Origin of the sequence: Campylobacter concisus, assembly GCF_050447485.1 — a bacterium.
Lineage (GTDB): Bacteria > Campylobacterota > Campylobacteria > Campylobacterales > Campylobacteraceae > Campylobacter_A > Campylobacter_A concisus_BQ.
This window is the reverse complement of record NZ_JALMFY010000001.1, coordinates 85,677-103,225: the sequence shown is the minus strand read 5'-3', so window position 1 is coordinate 103,225 and position 17,549 is coordinate 85,677. Positions and strand designations below refer to the sequence as shown.

General features: G+C 39.8%; 19 protein-coding genes. 7 read left to right on the top strand and 12 right to left on the bottom strand.

From position 1 onward, the window contains the following. Positions 1-70: 70 nt before the first annotated feature. The 7 genes from MTT29_RS00535 to MTT29_RS00505 form a co-directional block, all read right to left on the bottom strand. Positions 71-826 carry a flagellin gene (locus tag MTT29_RS00535; protein WP_429799441.1) on the bottom strand — a complete coding sequence of 252 codons (756 nt, stop codon included), beginning with the start codon at positions 824-826 and terminating at the stop codon, positions 71-73. Between the two features lie 137 nt (positions 827-963). Next, positions 964-2,256: a histidinol dehydrogenase gene (hisD, locus tag MTT29_RS00530; RefSeq protein ID WP_429799440.1), complete on the bottom strand. Its 1,293-nt coding sequence runs from the start codon at positions 2,254-2,256 to the stop codon at positions 964-966. Then, complete coding sequence (locus MTT29_RS00525; protein WP_429799439.1) at positions 2,253-3,104, bottom strand: pyridoxal-phosphate dependent enzyme; 852 nt, start codon at positions 3,102-3,104, stop codon at positions 2,253-2,255. The genes hisD and MTT29_RS00525 overlap by 4 nt, the downstream gene beginning before the upstream one ends. After that, positions 3,097-4,188 carry an OmpA family protein gene (locus MTT29_RS00520; RefSeq protein WP_429799438.1) on the bottom strand — a complete coding sequence of 364 codons (1,092 nt, stop codon included), beginning with the start codon at positions 4,186-4,188 and terminating at the stop codon, positions 3,097-3,099. Before MTT29_RS00520 ends, MTT29_RS00525 begins: the two co-directional genes overlap by 8 nt. Beyond that, complete coding sequence (locus tag MTT29_RS00515) at positions 4,185-5,498, bottom strand: MotA/TolQ/ExbB proton channel family protein (RefSeq protein ID WP_429799437.1); 1,314 nt, start codon at positions 5,496-5,498, stop codon at positions 4,185-4,187. Before MTT29_RS00515 ends, MTT29_RS00520 begins: the two co-directional genes overlap by 4 nt. 4 nt (positions 5,499-5,502) lie before the next feature. Further along, positions 5,503-6,567, bottom strand: coding sequence for a class II fructose-bisphosphate aldolase (fbaA, locus tag MTT29_RS00510; RefSeq protein WP_021092185.1), 1,065 nt, complete (start codon positions 6,565-6,567; stop codon positions 5,503-5,505). A 15-nt stretch (positions 6,568-6,582) separates the two neighbouring features. Then, positions 6,583-7,401 carry a peptidylprolyl isomerase gene (locus tag MTT29_RS00505; protein WP_009294116.1) on the bottom strand — a complete coding sequence of 273 codons (819 nt, stop codon included), beginning with the start codon at positions 7,399-7,401 and terminating at the stop codon, positions 6,583-6,585. Positions 7,402-7,495: 94 nt separating this feature from the next. Here MTT29_RS00505 and nth point away from each other — a divergent pair, with 94 nt between their 5' ends. After that, positions 7,496-8,128, top strand: a complete 633-nt coding sequence (gene nth / locus MTT29_RS00500; RefSeq protein WP_429799436.1) for an endonuclease III — start codon at positions 7,496-7,498, stop codon at positions 8,126-8,128. A gap of 35 nt (positions 8,129-8,163) precedes the next feature. On the opposite strand, the gene MTT29_RS00495 is transcribed toward nth, so the two are convergent. From MTT29_RS00495 to MTT29_RS00480, 4 genes are read right to left on the bottom strand one after another with little or no spacing between them, the layout of a single operon-like run. Continuing rightward, on the bottom strand, positions 8,164-9,453 hold the full coding sequence (locus tag MTT29_RS00495) for a M28 family peptidase (RefSeq protein ID WP_429799435.1): 1,290 nt from the start codon (positions 9,451-9,453) through the stop codon (positions 8,164-8,166). Positions 9,454-9,470: 17 nt separating this feature from the next. Continuing rightward, positions 9,471-9,728, bottom strand: a complete 258-nt coding sequence (locus MTT29_RS00490) for a heavy-metal-associated domain-containing protein (protein ID WP_429799434.1) — start codon at positions 9,726-9,728, stop codon at positions 9,471-9,473. Next, positions 9,721-10,044 carry an aryl sulfotransferase gene (locus tag MTT29_RS00485; RefSeq protein ID WP_429799433.1) on the bottom strand — a complete coding sequence of 108 codons (324 nt, stop codon included), beginning with the start codon at positions 10,042-10,044 and terminating at the stop codon, positions 9,721-9,723. The genes MTT29_RS00490 and MTT29_RS00485 overlap by 8 nt, the downstream gene beginning before the upstream one ends. Continuing rightward, positions 10,041-11,120: a transglutaminase domain-containing protein gene (locus MTT29_RS00480; RefSeq protein WP_429799432.1), complete on the bottom strand. Its 1,080-nt coding sequence runs from the start codon at positions 11,118-11,120 to the stop codon at positions 10,041-10,043. The genes MTT29_RS00485 and MTT29_RS00480 overlap by 4 nt, the downstream gene beginning before the upstream one ends. A 91-nt stretch (positions 11,121-11,211) precedes the next feature. Here MTT29_RS00480 and MTT29_RS00475 point away from each other — a divergent pair, with 91 nt between their 5' ends. The 5 genes from MTT29_RS00475 (at position 11,212) to MTT29_RS00455 (ending at position 14,804) form a co-directional block, all read left to right on the top strand. Beyond that, the gene (locus MTT29_RS00475) at positions 11,212-11,379 is read left to right on the top strand and encodes a hypothetical protein (protein WP_002942642.1); all 168 of its coding nucleotides are present in this window, start codon (positions 11,212-11,214) and stop codon (positions 11,377-11,379) included. 1 nt (position 11,380) lies between these two features. Then, positions 11,381-12,250, top strand: coding sequence for a tRNA 5-methoxyuridine(34)/uridine 5-oxyacetic acid(34) synthase CmoB (gene cmoB, locus MTT29_RS00470; RefSeq protein WP_429799431.1), 870 nt, complete (start codon positions 11,381-11,383; stop codon positions 12,248-12,250). Between the two features lie 8 nt (positions 12,251-12,258). Then, a complete protein-coding gene (locus tag MTT29_RS00465; RefSeq protein ID WP_087580924.1) occupies positions 12,259-12,798 on the top strand; it encodes a thioesterase in 540 nt (179 codons plus the stop codon). 197 nt (positions 12,799-12,995) lie between these two features. Then, positions 12,996-14,258, top strand: a complete 1,263-nt coding sequence (locus MTT29_RS00460) for a major outer membrane protein (protein ID WP_429799430.1) — start codon at positions 12,996-12,998, stop codon at positions 14,256-14,258. Between the two features lie 114 nt (positions 14,259-14,372). Further along, positions 14,373-14,804, top strand: coding sequence for a trehalose-6-phosphate synthase (locus MTT29_RS00455; protein ID WP_429799429.1), 432 nt, complete (start codon positions 14,373-14,375; stop codon positions 14,802-14,804). Positions 14,805-14,865: 61 nt separating this feature from the next. On the opposite strand, the gene ppk2 is transcribed toward MTT29_RS00455, so the two are convergent. Beyond that, positions 14,866-15,675 (bottom strand): polyphosphate kinase 2, encoded by an 810-nt coding sequence (ppk2, locus tag MTT29_RS00450; protein WP_087582513.1) that lies wholly within the window; start codon positions 15,673-15,675, stop codon positions 14,866-14,868. Between the two features lie 107 nt (positions 15,676-15,782). On the opposite strand from ppk2, the gene dsbD reads away from it, so the two are divergent. After that, positions 15,783-17,510, top strand: coding sequence for a protein-disulfide reductase DsbD (gene dsbD, locus MTT29_RS00445; protein WP_429799428.1), 1,728 nt, complete (start codon positions 15,783-15,785; stop codon positions 17,508-17,510). The last annotated feature ends 39 nt before the right edge of the window (positions 17,511-17,549 follow it).

The window sequence follows — 17,549 nt, the reverse complement described above, 5'->3', positions numbered from 1 at the left end:
TATTCTAAAATCAAAAAATAAAGCATCAAAAATAAAAAGAGAGTTTTACCGGCCAAAGACCGGTAAAATTTTATTCGCCTAGAAGTTTATCTAGTTTTGCAGCCAAGCTCGTAGTATCGTGAGCTTTAGCTAAAGAGGCAGCATGTAGCTTTAAATTTGCTTGTAAATTTTCTTCCAAGCTCTTCGCGATGTCGCTACTATCAAGGTTTTCTACACTATTAGCGTTTGCTACGCTTCTGGCAGCTAGAGCGTTCATACCTCTAAATACAGCGTTTTGTGTCGAGCCGATCTCTGAGCGAAGTGAATTTATATTTTTCAAGATATCGCCAGAATTTGAGCCATCTTCTTTAACATTTAAAAGAGCATTTGTACTTAAATTTACATTTCTTGCGCCCTCGCCTGTGAAAAAGCCAAGCTCGGCGTCAAAAACGTTTTTACCGTTAAATTTGGCCTCTTTTACGCTGTCACTCATCGCATTTTTAAGCGCATTTATCTCACCTTTTATACCATTTTGCTCGTTAGCTGAAATAGCTGGGTTTGAAAGCTTGCTTGATAGCTCACCGATCTTATCCGCGCTCTCGCTTAAATTTAAAAGCGTTGAGTCGGCGATCTGGAGCATGCCGATCATATCGTTTGCATTTGCTATGCCCTCATTTAGGACATTTGTTTGCGAAAGTAAGCTCTCTGCGATTTGCAAATTTGCACCTGATGCTTTGATCTCGCTATTTGCAGAGATGGCGTTTAGCGCCTTTTTCTCGCTATTTTTAGCTTGATCTAAATAATAGTTTCCTGAAGCCTGGTTTGCAGTATAAGTTCCTAACTTCATATCAACTCCTTTTTTAGTAGTTTCGTGATAGATTTTACTATAAATTTCATAAAAAGTTGCAAAAATATTTCTTAAAGCAAAAAATATTATAAAAAGAATTTAGAAAAAAGCCATTTTTCCTAAATTCTTTGCCCTTTTTAGTCTTCAAGTCTCACTGCGATTGATTTTCTATGGGCCGTTAGTCCTTCGGCTTCGGCTAGCTGCATGCATGGTTTGCCAAGGTGCATGATGCCTTTTCTACTAACTGAAATGATAGAGCTTCGCTTCATGAAATTTTCAACTCCAAGCGGCGAGTAAAATCTCGCACTTCCGCCAGTTGGCAAGGTATGGTTTGGTCCAGCTAAATAATCGCCCATCGCTTCAGGTGTGAAATGTCCAAAAAATATCGCTCCAGCGTGTTTTACCTCGTCCATATAGCTTAAGGCATCGTTTGTAGCGATCTCTAGGTGTTCCACAGCAAGCTCATTCATCAGCTTAAAGCACTCTTGTAAGTCTTTTGCGACAATGATAGCAGCTTTGTTTCTCATACTAGCACTCGCGATTGGTTCGCGTTTTAGAGTTTTTAGCTCGTCCTCTATGTGTCTTTGCACTTCCCTTGCAAAGGCCTCCACTGGCGTTATCAAAAAGGCACTCGCGATCTCGTCGTGCTCGGCTTGCGAGAGTAGATCGATCGCTATATGGCGAGGATCCGCGCTATCATCAGCGATCACGCCTATCTCGCTTGGGCCTGCGATCATATCGATATTTACGTCGCCATAAACTAGCTTTTTAGCAGTCGCTACGTAGATGTTGCCAGGTCCTGTGATGACATCGACCTTTGGCACGGTCGCTGTGCCGTAAGCCATCGCTGCGATCGCGCTCGCACCACCTATTTTAAAGGCTGTTTTGATGCCACATAGATGCATCGCAGCAAGAAGCAGAGGATTTACCTTGCCACCTGGCGCTGGGGTGCAAACTACGATCTCTTTTACGCCAGCTACGATTGCTGGGATGGCATTCATAAGAAGCGAGCTAGGATATGCCGCCTTGCCACCTGGGATATAAAGGCCAGCGCGATCAACTGGGGTGTATTTTGCGCCAAGTAAGATGTCGTGCTCATCCTTATATGTCCAGTCGCTTGGTTTCGTGCGCTCGTGATAGCTTTTTATCCTGTCGTGGGCTAAATTTAGAGCCACTCTTAGGGCGTTATCTAGCGAGTTGTAGGCCGCCTCCATCTCTTTTACGTCAATTATTATGTCGTTTTTGCTTGTGACATTAAATTTATCAAATTTAGCTATCTGTGCAAAAAGCGCGCTATCGCCATCTTTTCTTATCTCGTCTATGATGCCTGCAACCACTGGCATCACGGCACTCATGTCATTGTCACTTCGTCTAACAAGCTGCGAAAATTTACTCTCAAAGTCAGCGTCGCTGCTGTGTAAAAACTTCATTTATGATCCTTTATTTTTAGTTTTCTCTCATATCTTTGCTTTTGTGTAATGTTACCTAAAATTCCGCCCTGGTGGATATATAAAATTTCGCTCCCAAGCTTATCTAAATTTGTAAAAAGCGTTATAAAGCCCACTGGGTCGTAGATAAGCTCAAATTCAACACCGCTTTTGCACAGTTCAAGCCAAATTTCATAAAGCTCTTTGTATAAATTTCCAAAATGATACTTCTTTGGGGGATTTAAAATTTGCACTTTGCTATCTTTATCTAGCTCGTAAATTTGCTTTTTGAGATAGTCGCTATCCCCTACGCAAGGAGCTGTAAAAACCCTAAGATCGGTGTGCTTTGCTAGGTAGCATGCGCTTGTACCAGTGCCTGAGGGCAAGAATATATCAGGCCTTATGCCACTTTTTTTACTCCACTCATTTATCTCGCGTGCTTGCGTGATAAAGCCAAACTCAGCCTCACTCTGCGCTACGCCCTCGTTTATAAATAGTGCATTTTGGCTCTTTGCTAGCTCTTTAGCAAATTTCTCGCGCTCTTCTTTTACAAAAATTTCCATGCCATTTTCAAGTGCAAATTTGAAATTTCCAACTGGATCTTGCTCTAAATTTGAGCTTAGATGAGAGACGACGTAGTAAAATTTAAGCCCTTTTAGCTTAGCAAAAAGACTTAGGCTATACATGGCATTTGACTGGCTTGAGCCGTGAGATACGATCGCGTCAAAGCCACTTAGATCAGCGCTTAAAAAATATTCCAGCTTTCTTGCTTTGTTACCATTAAACTCGCCTAGCAGATCATCTCTTAAAAGCCAAAACTCTCGCCCCCTAAGGACTACCCGCTCAATCACCCTTAAACTCCAAAAATTTCTCTATCTCGTTGATAGCCTCTTTGTTTGAAAGTGAAAATTTGATCTCTATACGCCTTGAAGCGTCCTTATCCTCGGCTCCGTCTTTAAAAACTAGCTCGTTGTAGCTTCTGCCACTTGCGACAAGCAGCTTTCTAAGGCGTGCATCATCACTAAATGAGTTTATAAACTCCATCACGGCGTAGGCTCTTTTTTGCGAAAGCTCTAGGTTATAAATGTAGCTTCCATCGCTATCTGTAAATCCCTCTATGACGATCTGATCGATGTTTGAGGCGATCTCTTTGTCATTTAAAAGCACGTCAAAATACTTACTAAGTGTCGCCTTTAGCTCCTCTTTGACCTCTTCTTTTAAGACCGCACTTGCCTTATCAAAAAGCACTGAGGAGCTAAGCTTTAGAGCGCCTGAGTTTGGGTCGATCTCGATGCTCGATCCAAGCCTATCTTTTAAGGCTGAGATCACTTTTACCCTTATGCCAGTTAGGTTTTTGACCCTATCACGAGTGACGTTTAAGTCCCTTAAAAGCTCGTCATATCTAGCCTCTTTTTTGCTCACTTGCTCGAGCAAAAAGGCGATCTTGGCTAAATTTTTCTCACCGCTTGCATTTGCGTCGCTAAGCGCCCTATCTTTTGATGAAATTTCATCATTTAGCACGATCATCTTTTGTTTTAGATCAAAAATGCTGACATTTAGCTCTTTTATGCTCGCATTTGCGTCCTTGTTTTCCTCTATGAGCTGGGCTAGTTTTTCTTTTAGGGCGTCTATTTGGATGACAAAAATTTCATTTGATTTTTTTAAATTTATGTTTTCGTCGCTTATCTTTGAAAGCTCGCTTTTTAGGGCGTCATTTAGCTCTTCAAGGGTGAAATTTTTGCCCTGAGCGTCTTTTAAATTTGCTAAAGCTGTGATGATGGCTTGCTCTTTATTTTCAAGAGTGTTTTGAGTTAGGACGTATTTTACGACGACAGCGCCTATTAGCAGCATAAAAACAAAGAGCAGACCCGCCATCAAGTCTGCGTACGAAACCCAAAAGCTCGATTGATCCTCGTTATTTTTGTTTATTTTCATTGCACTAGATTTTCGATTTTTTCTATTACAGAATTTGCTTCTTTATCGATCTCGTCTATGTTCTTCTTAAGCTCAGCAATGAGGCTCTCGCGCTCTTTTTCGCGCTCCAAGCTCCTACCCTCTTGCTCATAAGCTGCCTTAAATATCGTCGCACTCTCCACGAGCGAGGTTCTAAATGCCTTTAACGCCTCGTTTTGCTCTTTCATCAAAGAGAGAGAAAATTCTTTTAAAATAGCATCAAAACTCTTGATAGTCTGCTCAAATTTAAGCTGGCTCTCTTTTGTGGCGTTTAAATTTCTACTAAAAATTTCGCCAAGTTTTGCATGCTCGGTTAAAATTTTAACCTCCATATCTTTAAAGGCGTTAGAAAATGCGCCAACTGCCTTTAATATATCGGAGTGGATTTTTACAAACTCATCTTGTTTTAGCCCAGATTCATTTAGCATTTTTAAACTTGCGCTAAGCTCTGCCTTGCTTTGATTGATGATATTTTTCTCAACCTCACAAAGCTCTTTTAGGCTCTTAAATTTCTCATTTGTCTGCTCGCTTAGCTCTTTTATAAATTTATCATCAAGCACCATTTTAAAAGCATCGTGACTATCTTTAAAGTAGCCTACACTTGCCTTCATGAAATTTGCATTTAGCTCATTTTCCTGCCAGAAAAACTCACGGCTTAGCTCTTTTTGCTCGCTGTAAAATCTCTCAAATTTACTAATGCCGATCTTTTCAAAAAACATCCACCAAAGTGCTAAAAATATGCCGTAAATCGATACATAAAACGCCGTAGCCACGCCGTTTAGCAGTATAGCGATCTCTTTTTCAAGTCCGTTTGCAGTGCTTGAGCTAAAACTTGGCATTGAGATAGCAATACTGATAAATGTGCCCAAAATTCCAAGCATAGGAAAGACTGCTTGGCCGATGTTTGCTAGGTTGTCATTTCTAAAATTTCTTGTATAGCTCTCAAAAAAGTCTTCAAATTTAGCGTTTGCCTTTTTGACGCTTGAGATTTCAAAGAGATGAGCGATGATAAATTCTTTTAGCCTTATCTTGTAGTCTTTGGCATTTGTTAAGAAATTTGAGTAAGCTACCAAGGCACTATGGCGTGAAAATACAAAAGCAACAAAGAGTATAACGCCCATCATCACGATGGTGTGAAGCTTCATCTGAAAATTTATAATGCCAAGATACGCTAGTATCGCCAAGATGTAGATGACTAAAGGGATAAAGATAACTTTAAAAAAGACAAAGAAAGAGTGAGCTTGGCGCTCTTTTGGCACGCTTAGCTCACTAAAATCATTTTGATTTTGCATAGGACTAGTTCCTATTTAGGCAGTTTAAGTCGCTAAAAGCAGTCTGAAGACGCTTAACCATGCTCTCCTCGCCACTTCTTAGCCATTTCCTTGGATCGTAGTATTTTTTATTTGGCTTATCCTCACCCTCTGGGTTGCCGATCTGCCCTTGCAAGTATGCTCTATTTTTAGCCTCATACTCGCGCACGCCGTCCCAGAAAGCCCACTGCGTATCAGTATCAATGTTCATCTTGATAACGCCGTAACTCACAGCATTTTTGATATCTTTTAGCTCACTGCCACTACCGCCATGAAATACAAAATTTACAGGTTTGTCGCTTTTTGTATTAAATTTCTTTGCCACATAGGCTTGTGAGTTTTTAAGAATTTCTGGTCTTAGCACAACATTGCCTGGTTTATAGACACCATGAACATTGCCAAAACTAGCTGCGATGCTAAATTTATCGCTTATCTTACTTAGTCTTTCATAAGCAAGCGCGACGTCCTCTGGCTGAGTGTAGAGAAGCGCGTTATCAACGCTTGTGTTATCTACGCCATCTTCTTCGCCACCAGTGACGCCAAGCTCGATCTCTAGGCTGATGCCAAGCTCGCTAAGCTCTTTTAGATACTTCTCGCACGTGCTTAAATTTTCGTTGATATTCTCTTCACTAAGATCAAGCATGTGAGAGCTAAAAAGTGGCACGCCGTGAGTTTTTTTATACTCATGACTTGCTTTTACTAGCTCATCTATCCAAGGCAAAAGCTTTCTAGCAGCGTGGTCAGTGTGTAAGATGACTGGCACGCCGTAAGCCTTGGCAAGCAAATGAACATGCTTTGCTCCAGCGATCGCACCAAGAACGGCTGCGTTTTCGCAGGCTTTACCAGCGTAAAAACCTGCACCGCCATTACTAAACTGAACGATAACAGGCGAGTTAGCAACCTTTGCCGCTTCTAAAACAGCATTTACTGAGTCGCTGCCTACGACATTTACAGCAGGTATTGCAAAACCTTGCTCTTTGGCATAAGCATAAAGTTTTGTTACATCATCTCCGCTTAAAACACCAGGTTTTACGATATCCAAAACGCCCATTTTATCCTCCAAATTTTATTTGTATTCTATCTTTGCTTTTTGGCGTAGAGCTTCACTTTTTTGTCTAACAGCAGCTTGGAATTTCTCCATTTTTACAGCTTGCTCGATCTCTGGTTTTGCTTGTTCAAAGCTTACAGTGCCAGCTGCCTTGCCATCTTCTTTTAAGATAACGTGGTAGCCAAACTGAGTTTTAACTGGCTTAGTTGAGACTGTGCCATTAGCCATTGAAAATGCTGCGTCTGCAAAAGGTTTTACCATTTGGCTTTGACCAAACCAGCCAAGCTCGCCACCGTGTGCTGCTGAGCCTTTGTCGATTGATTTTTGGCTTGCTAGCTCTGCAAATTTCTTAGTTAGAGCCTCACCTTTTAAATTTTTAAGTTGAGCGATGATGTCATTTGCTGTTTTTTCATCTTCAACTAAGATATGTCTTGCTCTTGCTTGAGCTGGTTGATTCATGCTAGCTTTGTTTTTGTTATAAAAATCTCTTAAATCGCTATCGCTTACTTTTATACCGTCAAATAGTTTTCTCATATAAAGCTCAACTGCGATGCCCTCTTGTGCAGCTTTTACAGCCTTGATGTAATCAACATCTTTTTCAATGCCTGTCGCTTTTGCATCTTTTAAAAGAAGTTTTCTGTTGATTAGATCGTCGATTATACGTTTTTTCTCATTTGGTTGAAGCTTGCTAGCGTCAAAACCTGGCATAGCTGCTGATAAAAGTGCTGAGATATCGCTATCGTTTATAGCATCGCCATCAACTGTTGCAACTACTGCTGCGTTTAGAGTGACAGCTGCAGCTAAACTTAAAACTGCTGGAAACAAAAATTTTTTCATATAAATCCTTTAAAAAATTGATTTTATGGGCAAGATTATATCAAATAATGCGGTAACTTTTCGTTTAACTTGTAATTTTAGGTAAAATAACCAAATGAGAACAAAAAAAGATATTTTAGAGATAAAAAGAAGACTTTTAGACGAGTTTAAGGACGCAAAAAGCGAGCTTAAATTTAGAAATTTATATGAACTTCTTGTTTGTGTCATGCTCTCAGCTCAGTGCACCGACAAAAGGGTAAATTTGATCACTCCTGCCCTATTTGAGGCATATAAAGACGTTTTTGAGCTAGCAAGTGCAAATTTAGCCAGTCTAAAACTGTTGATAAACTCATGCAGCTTTTTTAACAACAAGGCCATAAATTTGATCAAAATGGCAAACAGCGTGGTTGAGCTTTATGACGGAGAAATTCCACTTGATGAAGAGAAGCTAAAAGCGCTTGCTGGAGTTGGGCAAAAGACCGCTCACGTCGTGCTTTTGGAAGCTACAAATGCAAATGTAATGGCTGTTGATACCCATGTTTTTAGAGTATCACATAGACTTGGTTTAAGTAGCGCAAAGACGCCAGAAGCGACCGAAGATGATCTAAGCCGTGCCTTTAAAACCGATCTTGGCAAACTTCATCAAGGCATGGTTCTTTTTGGGCGCTACACCTGCAAGGCTAAAAAACCGCTTTGTTTTGAGTGTATATTAAGTGATCTTTGCAAAAGCAAAGACAAGGTGATATAGAAAAATTTGCTAGAAATTTCTAGCAAATTTTGTTTTTATGAGTTATATTTTTTAACGATACCGCGAACGACTTTTTCTATAAAAAGTGCAGAAGCGACTTCGCAGTGCTCTCTTGTAGAGTGAGGTGAGTAGATGTTTGGTCCAATAGAACATGCACTAAGACCCGCTTTTTTCTCCAAAAGCACTCCACACTCAAGTCCCGCATGCACGGCTGTTATCCTAGCTTCTGGCTTATAAATTTTAAGCTCTTCTAAGATATCGTTTGCAAATTTATCATTTATAGGCTTCCAAGCTGGGTTTCTATCTTTTGAAATGACGTTAAAACCAACTGCTTTTGCAAGCTCTGAAATTTCAAATTCCATCCTATTTAGCCCGTCTTTACTCATAGATCTAGCAAAAAACTCCACTTCAAGCGTGCCGTCGTCTTTGATCTTTGCCAAAGAGAGATTTACGCTATCTTGCGGTATGCCTAGTTCGCAGTTATAGGCTCTTACACCTTGTGAAAATGAGTTTATTAAAGCTAAAATTTTCTCGCCATTTTCTAAAATTTCATCTCCCATGCCAAGCTTTTTCACGCTTAAATTTTCACACTCGCTCTTTAGTTCTTTATCACTTAAAACCAGTGCAGTTGCGCCGCTTGGGATAGAGTTGCTTCGCTCGCCACCTTCAAATTTAACAAGCTTGCAGCCATTTTTAGTGACAAATGTAGCCAAAACCTTGATCGCATTTGGGATATTTTTATGTATCTCATTGCCAGAGTGACCGCCTGGTAGGCCGCTCACTTTTACTTCATAAAGCGTGCTCTCTTTTGTTTTTTTACTATCTAGCGCGATAGTGACAAATAAATTTATACCGCCAGCGCAGCCGATAGTGACACGGTCGTCCTCTTCGCTGTCTAAATTTAAAAGCTTATCGGCTTTTAGATCGCCGCTAAAGCAAGCAGCTCCGACCATGCCGACCTCTTCGTTGTTTGTAAAGAGGCACTCAATGTCATCAAATTCGCTTATCATCTGCATCATGATGGCCACGCCTATGCCGTTATCAGCGCCCAAAGATGAGTTTTTAGCCCTCATGTAGCCATCATCGCCATAAACGATCTCGATCTTTGGCGCATCGCCCATGCAGACCATATCGTAGTGGCTTTGCAAGCAAATTTTTGGCTTGCCTTTGAATGCATGAACGTTGCCAAAGCTATCGACCGCGACTTCACAGCCCTTATCTCTTGCAAAATCAGCTAAAAAATCACGCATCTTGTCAGTATCGTAACTGCAGTGCGGTATCGCTGCAAGTGTCTCAAATTTCGTTAGAATTTCACTCTTTGACATATTTGCCTCCTTTAAATTTATTTTATCTCGCCCTTATAGCCAGTCGCATCAACCGCCTTTAAAAGCTCTTTTTCATCGACCTTGTCATCTGCTATAACGACAGCTTTTCGCTCTTTTAGCGACACGTCTGCCTTTTTTACGCCCTCAACGCTAAGTGCGGCCTTTCTTACTATCGCCGTGCAAAGCGGACAGTGCATGCTGGGTACTGAAATTTCTATCGTTTTCTCAGCGTAGCAACTAAGTGCAAGAAGGGTTAAAACTAAAATTTTACGCATAAATTTCTCCTAAAAGCTCCGGATATGTAAGGAGTAAAAGCAAAATCACTCCAAAAAGTATATATATAAGTATCCATTTTTTCTTTTTATAGCTTAGGTTGCAGCTTTTTGGCTTGTAAAATAAAGCTACACCAGAGATCACAAAGCAAATGATTGCCACGACGCTTAAAGGGACGCGGTACTCGTATAAATTTTGTGTCCAAGATAGAAATGAAAAAGATGTGCCAAAAAGCAAGAAAAGAAGTGCCGGCAAGCAGCACAAGGTAGCGCCGATAGCACTACCTATGGATGTTAGTATCAGCCAAAAGGCTCTCATTTTAGCTCTGTTGAGACGTAGTCGTAGCTAAATTCTTTTGGCGAATAGTAGTTTTGTGTGTTGCCATCAACCTCAGCGTATGGATAGCCAAAGTTGTTTAGCGGTGTTTGCTCTGGAGTTGGCTTTAAGATAAAGTCGCGTCCGTAGTTAAAGCCTATCCAGCACATCTCCCAGTTACCAAAGCAATAGTCCCTAACAGCTACGATTTTAGCGTCGTCGTTTGTTAATTTCTCGCCTAGTCTTACCTTCGTAACGTCAGCTGGATCAACCGGTATCCAACCATAGCCTTTTAGATAAAACTCAGCCCTGCAGTGCTGTCCGCCTGAAATTTTAGCTACGCCGTCTTTTGCGCTACCCATTTGGTCTGAAAACCTAGACTGACCAACTCTAATGCCAAAAATTTCTCTAGCAGGGATGCCTACTGATCTGCAAAGTCCCACAAAAACTGAGTTTATGTCGGTGCATTTACCAACTAGCTTGCCACTTTCTAGGATCGCTCTAACATCGCCCGTGCCACATCCAAGGATGCTATTGTCACGCTGCATAGTGTTTGCAACCCACGTATATATCGCTTTTGCGCGCTCCAAATCGCCATTTAAATTTCCAACGATTTCAAGCGCTTTTGCTCTTACGACGCCGTCAGTTGGGATGTGTGAAGTTGGTTTTAAAAACTCCAAAACAGCAGGATCAACCTTCTCATTTGGATCGAAATTTACCTTACTAAAGTCGGTATTGCGCTCTGTTGTTTGGATTTTAAACTGGATATTTAAAATAGGTCTTTGCTCGTTTTCTTCAAATTCGCCATACATTGTAGGTATTAGCGTGTCTGAGATATAAACGTTTTTAGCTGTTGTGTTTATGACGTAGTCTTGAGTTAGTTGCTGATAAGTGGTGCTTAGTGGGAGCGGTAGCCAAATTCTCGAGCTTTTGCCCTTTTCAAGAAGCAGATGTTTGAAATTTACGTCAAAATTTCTAACTACTGGGCTTGCTGGCTCGTCGCTAGCTAGAGTGACACTTGGAAGCAGACTTGCTGCACCTAAAAAACTACTGAATTTAAAAAAATCTCTTCTTTGCATAAAATGCCTTTTGCTTAATCTTAGCCAAACTTGGCTCTAAAACTGCCTGCTATTCTAGCATAAAATTTTTATTTATGATAAAATCCGCCACATGAAAAAGATTATATTTTTAGGCTTTATAGCGCTATTTTGCAACGGTTGTCTTTATATGAACGAGCGTGGAGTTTCGACACAATATTATAATGATTGTAAAGAGTATTATGACGCGACTGGCACCTACCAAAAAGAGTGTCCGCATAACATCGTAGACTGGAAATAGCGTGGATCTTAGCAAATTTAACGAGCAGCAAAAGCAAATTTTAAATAAAATAGAAAATTTAGCAAATTTTGATTGCGAATTTAGCCTCTCTGATAGTGTAAATGTCAAATTTAAAAATTTAAACCGAGCTAAAAAAGATGAAATTTACAACCTCGCCCTTAGCCTAAAGCCTTGGCGAAAAGGGCCATTTTTACTTGATGATATATATATAGATAGCGAGTGGCAAAGTTTTATTAAATTTAATATCCTTGCCCCACACCTAAATTTAGCTGGCAAGTGCGTGGCTGACGTGGGTTGCAACAATGGATATTATATGTTTAAGATGCTTGGGTACGGCCCAAAAAGCATAACTGGCTTTGACCCTAGCGTGCATACATATTTGCAGTTTGCTTTTTTAAATAAATTTATCCGCTCAAATATCAGCTATGAGCTTCTTGGGGTAGAGGGCTTGCCAGAATACGCAGCGAAATTTGACACCATTTTTTGCCTTGGCGTCATCTACCATAGAAGCGATCCTATAAAGATGCTAAAAGAGCTAAAAAGCGCGCTAAATCCTGGTGGCGAGCTATTTTTAGATACGATGTATATAGATATGGATGGCGACTTTGCGTTAAGCCCAAAAGATAGGTACTCAAAAATCCCAAATATCTACTTTGTGCCAACGCTTAGCGCGCTTTGTAACTGGTGCGAGAGGGCTAAATTTAAGGATTTTACCCTGCTTGAGACAAAGGCGACTGATCTAAACGAACAGCGAAAAACACAGTGGATAGATGGTGAGAGTCTTGGAAATTTCCTAGACCCAGATGACAGCACAAAGACCATCGAGGGCTATCCAGCACCAAAAAGAGCCTATGTAAGAGTTAAAATTTAAGGATAAATATGGCAGATGAAAATATTTTTGAAGCAAAAGACGAGTCGCAAATAATCCTCCCAGAGGATGAAAACCCGCTAAGAAACGAGATAAAAACAGCACCTTTGACGAAGCTAAATTTTAGTGGAACGGCATTTTTACTTGAGAAAAATCACGCAAAAACTAGATTTTTTACCACAGCTGACATGGTAAGTGATGCTGAGGGGCTCATACATAGCGGTTTTGTCTTCATGGGGGCTAACTACGCAGCACTTTTAGCTATAAATGAAGAGTTTTGCGTTAGCATCGGTGCTAGGATAAATTTCTTTGGACCGCTCAAACTTGGCGATGTGGTCGAATTTGACGCACAAGCAAGGTTTGAAGAGAGTAGAAAAAGAGAGGTAAAAGTGATAGGCTACGTAAAAGAGATCAAGATCTTTGAAGGTGTCTTTCAGCTAGTCACGCTCGAAGAGCATATCTTTGTCACTCAGCAAAAAAATATCCAAAAAGAAGCCGCCATAAGACAAAAGAAAGAGCGCGAAGAGGCGCAAGCTAAAAACAACGGCTAAATTTAACTGATGAGATATAATTTTCTCATCTTTTAACTTCAAATAAACTCAAATTTTTAAAGACAAATCTTATCTCATTATCTTATTTTGGTAAACAATCGGTAATAATTTTTGAAATTTTTAACGAAATTTAAGCAATGAAATTAATTTTCTATGATAATATTCTTTCAAAACATATTTATCAAAAGGATATTTAGATGAAACTTACAAAAGTTAGCTTAGCTGCTTTGGTTGCTTTAGGTGCATTTTCAAGTGTTGCAAGTGCAACTCCGCTTGAAGAAGCTATAAAAAACGTAGATCTTTCAGGATTTGCAAGATATCGTTATACAAATGATAGTACTAAAAATAGCACAAAAATTCCTACAAAAAAACACAGTGCAAATCATACGTTTAGAATGGAAACAGCTTTTAAAGCTGCGATCGATGATAACTTCTTTGGTGTTTTAAATTTAAGATATCAAGCTAAAGATAACTCAGGTGATGCAACTACTGGAACAGACAAAACAAATACAACTGGAGCATTTGGTGTATATGAGATGTATCTAGGCTACAAAGTAGGCAATACTACTGTTGCAGCTGGTAAACAAAAGTTAGGAACTTTTTATGATAATAAAGATATAGCTGGCACAGGTATCAAAGTAATAAATACTGATATTTCAGGTCTTACTCTAGCTGCAGCAGCTTTTGATGCATTAGAAGAGGATGATGGTTCAGATGCTAAGAATATAGACACAAACGGTCCGTTAGTAAAAACTTTAACTACTTCAAATACATTTAGCGATTCATCTGCAAATATCTATTATTTAGCAGCTCTTGGAAGTTATGATCCACTTTCATTTAAAATAGCTATCGCAAATGTTTCTGAAGTTGCCGCACTCTATGGTGCAGATGCTGGTCTAAATTTTAACATCAATGATGATGTAAGTATCAATGGTAAAGCTCAATATGTTCATAATGAATCAGATAATAAAAATGTAGCTGATGCAAATTTCTGGGCAGTTCAAGCTGGTCTAAAAGCATATGGTGCTAAATTTAATGCTGGCTACCTAGACTTTGATGCTAAAAACAAAGATAGTGATACAAAAAATAAAGATAAGGCATCATTTGTAACACTTGATGGAAATGGTGATCTAATCAACCCAGCAAAAATCCTAAATGGTGGAATGAGTGGAAGCCAACAATTTTACAACCACATCAAAGGAAACAACGACTACTGGTTTGTTAATACTGGATACAGCATAGATAAATTTGGCTTTGGCGCTGGATATACTAAAGGCAAAGGTCACAGCTGGGCTCTTGGTAAAGATAGAGCAAAAAGAGACGAGTGGTATCTTGATGCCAGCTACAAATACAGCAAAAAACTTACATTCCTTTCTTGGTATGCAGCTGCTAAAGACAAAAAAGATGGTGCAAGCTACAAACAAGATCGTATCAGATTTGAAGCAAAATATAGTTTCTAAAAACATTTATCCGAGCGAGCTTTCGCTCGGATCTTTTCAACTTCTCAATACTTAATCAAAATCAGCAAATATAACTAATAAAATTTATATAATGCCAAACAAAAAAGGCAAAAAATGTATCTTTTTTCTCTCATTACGCATTTAGTTTGTGCCATTATTTTTATAGGTTATGTATTTTTTGATGTTTGCATATATCCATTTGCCAAAAAAACGATAAATCCACAAACCCTTGAAGCTGTCAAAAAGGCTTACACAAAAGGCAGTGCAAAGGTTTTTGGCACAGCATTTTTGCTGCTTTTAATAAGTGGAGCTTTTATGGCAAAGGACTATCTTGGAGGCGAGCATGGTTGGTGGCAAAGCGACTTTCAAAAGCTCTTGTTAGCAAAGATTGCGGTTTTGCTTCTTATGTGTCTTATCACTTTCATCTCTGTTTTTAATGTCACTATCTTAAAAAAGCCAGATCCATTTGGTAAATTTTCACATCTCATAGCTCTTATTCTTTGTCTGATAATGGTCGTTTTGGCTAAATTTATGTGGTGGGTTTAGCAGTAAAATTTGGCTGTAAATTTAAACCCAAATTTGCAGCCAAGTCAAAAAAATTAAATTTTCAGTCGATACTTTTTAGCTTATCTTTATTAAGCCCCTCTTCTATGCGCTTGATCTCTTCGCTTCCATCTCTTACGACGCTTTTGTCGTATTTTATATACTCATCTATCTTTTTTGGATATTCTACGTGAGTTAGGATAAATTTAAAGACATTTAACCTCGCCTCTTTTTTATTGTCACTTGAGACGATCACCCACGGCGAGATGCTATTGTGAGAGGCTAGCAGCATCGAGTATTTGGCGATGGAGTACTGATCCCAAAGTTCTTGCGCTTTTTGATCTACTGGAGAGATTTTAAACTGCTTTAGCGGGTCGTTTAGACGCTCTTTAAAGCGCTTTTTTTGCTCCTCTTTTGTGATCGAGAGGTAAATTTTAAAAAAAATGATGCCTGAGTTTATGATCATCTCTTCAAATTTTGGCACTTCACGCAAAAATTCTTTATGCTCAGCCTGCGTGCAAAAACCCATCACTGGCTCAACCCCAGCCCTGTTGTACCAGCTCCTATCAAAGATGACGATCTCGCCAGCACTTGGCAGATGCGTCACATACCTTTGAAAGTACCACTGCGTCTTCTCGACGTCGCTTGGTTTTGTAAGCGCTACGATACGGCAACCGCGCGGATTTAGATGCTCAGTTAGGCGCTTTATCGTGCCGCCCTTGCCGGCTGCGTCTCGCCCCTCCATTAGCATAAGCACTCTAAGTCCCTTGTCTTTGACATGATTTTGGAATTTTAAAAGTTCTATCTGAAGCAGTCTTAGCTCTTCTTCGTAGCCAAGTTTATCGCTTTTTTGGTGTTTTTTATCTTTTGACATCATCGCTCCTTTTAAAAATTTCACGCTTTTTCACGATTTTACTATAAAATAGAATAAATTTAAGAATTTAGACTAAAATCATCTCTTTTGATTTAGCAAGGATTAGCATGTTTTTTAAATTTATTTTTTCTCTTATTTTGTTTGCAAGCTCACTTTTTGCCGAGGTTTTAGACGTCAGTAAGGCATTTGTTTTAAGCCCAAGTATCGACGAACAAGGCGTTGAGATCAAGTTTAAATTTGGCGAAAATATCTACCTTTATAAAGATAGCTTTGAGGTTAAGCTTGGCGAAGAGAAGATAAATTCTTTGCTAAATATGCCAAAGAGTGAAAACACTGGCGAATACGAAATTTATCCAAAAGATTTTTCGCTGTTTATCCCACTAAATTTAGTAAAAGAGCATCTTAAAAACGGCAATGCTAGGCTAAATTTAAGCTATCAAGGCTGCGCTAAAAATGGCATTTGCTACCGCCCGCAAAACAAAATTTATGACATCTTTGAGAAATTTGGCAAATTTAGCATCATAGCCTTTGAAAAAGAGCAAAAAGATGAAACTAATCCTGAATTTACCGAGCTTTCAGAAGATCAAAGCATCGCAAACGAGCTAAGTAGCAAAAACTTTTTTATCTCGCTTGCGACATTTTTTGGCTACGGCCTCCTACTCTCGCTCACACCTTGCGTATTTCCGATGATACCGATCTTATCAAGCATCATCGTCTCAAAGGGCGGCAGCCTAAATGCTAAAAAAGGCTTTTTGCTCTCGCTAGTTTATGTAGTTGCGATGAGCCTTGCTTACGCACTTGCTGGCGTTGGAGCAAGCCTACTTGGCTTTGGCATCGCAGGGGCCTTGCAAAACATCTACGTGCTTGGCGCATTTGCAGCCATTTTTGTCATCTTAAGCTTTAGTATGTTTGGCTTTTACGACATCAAGCTGCCCTCTAAATTTGAAAATATGATCAGCAAAAAGTCGCAAAACAGCTCGGGTCTCATCGGCGTTTTCATCATGGGCTTTGCCTCTGCGCTCATCGTTTCGCCATGCGTGGCAGCACCGCTAGCAGGCGCACTTCTATACATCGCGCAAAGCGGAGACGCCATTTATGGGGGCATCATGCTCTTTATCATGGGGCTAGGCATGGGCGCACCGCTTCTCGTGATAGGGCTAAGCTCTGGCAAACTCCTACCAAGACCCGGTGGCTGGATGGACGAAATTAAAAAACTCTTTGGTTTTTTGATGCTCGTCATGGCCGTTTGGATCCTTGTACGCGTGCTTGGAGCGTTTTTTGAGCTGCTAGGTTATGGCGTCATAGGCGTCTTTGCAGCCATTTATCTTGGGGCGTTTGAGGCAGCAAATAACGGCTGGGCTAAATTTAAAAAAGCACTTTGCATGCTAGTTTTTATCTACTCTTTCATGTTAATAATTGGCGCATTTTTAGGCTCAAAAGACGCATTTTCGCCGCTTTCTGGGCTAAATTTAGCCAAAAACGAGAGTGAGCTAAATTTTAAACAAGCTAGAAATTTAAACGAACTAAATGAGATGATAAAAAGCTCAAGCAAGCCAGTGCTGGTGGATTTTTACGCCGAGTGGTGCGCGAGCTGCAAAGAGATAGAGCATATCACTTTTAAAGACGCTGGCGTGAAAAATGCTTTGGCAAATTTTACGCTTATTCGCATCGACGTGACAAGTGGCGGGGCGCAAAATGATGAGATGTTAAGAAATTTTGGCCTCATCGATCCACCTGCACTTCTACTTTTTAAAAACGGCGAAGAGCAAAAATCACTTAGAACAATCGGCTTTATAAATGCTAAAAATTTCATAGCAAAGCTTGAGAAAATTTAGATTACAAGGGCAAATTTGGCTGGAATTTTAAATTTATCA